This window comes from Streptomyces sp. NPDC088246 (assembly GCF_044741025.1).
Taxonomy (GTDB): Bacteria; Actinomycetota; Actinomycetes; order Streptomycetales; family Streptomycetaceae; genus Streptomyces.
The window spans coordinates 1-2,176 of record NZ_JBIURV010000156.1 but is presented as its reverse complement, the minus strand read 5'-3'; the positions used below and the strand labels follow the sequence as shown (position 1 = coordinate 2,176).

Genomic DNA, 2,176 nt, shown 5'->3' with positions numbered 1-2,176 from the left:
GACCGGTTGGCCGGGCGGACCCGTAGGGCCAGGAAGCGTGAGCGCATCTCGGCCCGTGGGTTGTGCTTGGTGGCCTTGCTGCCCTGGCGCCAGGTAACGGTGCGGGTGGCCGCTTGCCCGGCGGCCAGGGCCAGCGCGCGCAGGGTGGTGTGCGGCTGGGAGTAGGCGGACACGGGAGGGCGGCCCTGCCCGGAGTACGGCGGACGCTCGGGCGTGGCGTCGCCCGGGTGCGCGGTCGTGGTGGCCTTGACCGCGACCGCGTAGGTCAGACCGCGCTCGGTCAGGCCCTCGCGAAAGCCCGTGGCGTCGCCGTATCCGGCATCGGCGACGACCGGAAGGCCCGGCAACTCCCAGTCCCCGCGCACCTCGTCGAGCATGTCCAGGGCCAGGCGCCACTTCTCCCGGTGGCGAGCAGTCTCGGGGATGCCGGCCTTGGCGCGGCGCCGGCGGATCGCCGAAGCCAGCAGCGCGTCCTCGGTATCGGCCGAGCAGGTGCTGCATGTGCCGGTACCAGCCGTGCCAGTGGCGTACTTCGTAGTCGGCCAGACCGCACTGGTGCTTGCCGAGTTTGATCGCGTCTTCCACCCGCCAGCGCGCGCCGGCCACGTGGGCCAGGTGTTCCGGCGTGGTGTCGGCTGGTCCCCAGGCCAGGTAGTGGTCGAGGTCGTCGGGCGTCTCGGGGCGGCGGCGGGCGATCATCCATCGGCAGTACCAGGGCTGTCCCTGCTCTGTGGCGCCCACGGGCTCGTCCGGGTCGGCGATCTGGCGGATCCACCACTGCCACCAGCGGGAGCCGGTCTGGCTCGGGCCGGCTTCGATCAGCTGCCACTCGCTGTCGTCCGCGGCGGCGACCAGCTTGTCGATCCGCCGCCAGCCCGGCCGGGGCAGCACCGTCTGTGCGCTGGAGACGTTCACCACGTACGGCAGGTGGCGGCTCTCCCCGAAGGAGCGGAAGCCGCCGTCACGGCCGTAGACCTCATCGGCGGCCAGCCAGGCGCTGTCCGGAAGCTCGGGAAGGATCCGGTCGATCATCTTCTCGGCGAGGCGGGGCTTGGTGGCGAAGCCGACCGTCTCCGGCACGTGCGCGGCCGCGCACCGCTCGCGATCATTGGTCCAGACTTGCGGCAGGTAGATCTCCCGGTCGACAAGAGCCGCCCCACGAGTGGTGGCCCAGGCGGCGAACACGCCCATCTGGCAAGGGAAGACACCGCCGAGCGAACCGGTGAACTGCCGGGCCGCGCCGACGGATGCCCGGCCCTTCTTGGCGAACCCTGTTTCATCGATGACCAGCACCCCACCGCCGCTGTCGGCCAGCCCGTCCAGCGCATACCGGCGGACACGGTCGCGCAGCTCATCGACGTCCCACTTCGCCCGGTCCAGTAAATGCTGCCGCCCGTCTGGGCGGAGCCAGCCAACGTACTCGGCCAGCTGCCAGCCGTTCTTGCGGGAGACCAGGCCCAACAGCCCACGCACACGCGCCTTCGCTCGCCGCCGCAGATCAGCCCGCGGGAAGACGTCGCCGACCTGCAGCAGCAACTCCTCCAACTGAGCATCCCACTAGGCGACTTGCGCCAGATCGCCGAACCAGTCGTCCATGACTGGGAACTACCCGACGAGCCTGATCAGCGAACTACAACTGAAGGGTTAAGAGACGTAAAACGCCGTTCCTCGCGTACTCCTCTCCATCACGCTTGCCGGACCCGCCCCATCTGGCAGTTCTGGGTACGTCCCGGCTTTGTCAGGGCCGCTCTCGCCCTCCCCGGCATCACCCGGATTAGGCTGCCCTCAGCTTCAACCCTGCTGCTGCGACAGCGGGTCCAGGACCAGCACAAGCGAGGCTTGCACGAGCCTGTCCATCGCGGTGGGAATCCCTAATCTCCTGAGTTTGCCCCCGCTACCCGGCTTGGGGATCATGCGCTCCCGCACCGGCAGAGGGGTGAACGCGCGGACTCTCAACTGCGCCCGCGCGTTCTTCAGGAAGGCCACGATGTCGGCGTCGTCGGCGATGAAGGCCGGTACGACCCGGTCCACACCGGCCGTACGCGCCCCCTTGTTGCCCCTCACCCTCTCCCACGCAACCAGGGACCTGCCGATAAATTACTGATTGTTTTTGGGTCTGGTCAGTCCGATGAGGTTCGCGAGGTCCTGGGCGGTGGCTGCCGTGATCGGGGCGGAC

Annotated in this window: 2 protein-coding genes and 1 pseudogene; all 3 read right to left on the bottom strand. The window is 69.3% G+C overall.

All coding sequences use genetic code 11. The features are described 5' to 3' along the window. The coding region (locus tag ACIPEK_RS46525; protein WP_402009073.1) for a transposase at positions 1-425 on the bottom strand (425 nt) is incomplete at its 3' end. A gap of 130 nt (positions 426-555) precedes the next feature. Further along, positions 556-1,473: pseudogene (locus ACIPEK_RS46520) on the bottom strand (IS701 family transposase); the annotation flags it as partial. A gap of 318 nt (positions 1,474-1,791) precedes the next feature. After that, positions 1,792-2,064, bottom strand: a complete 273-nt coding sequence (locus ACIPEK_RS46515; RefSeq protein ID WP_402009070.1) for a hypothetical protein — start codon at positions 2,062-2,064, stop codon at positions 1,792-1,794. Positions 2,065-2,176 lie beyond the last annotated feature (112 nt).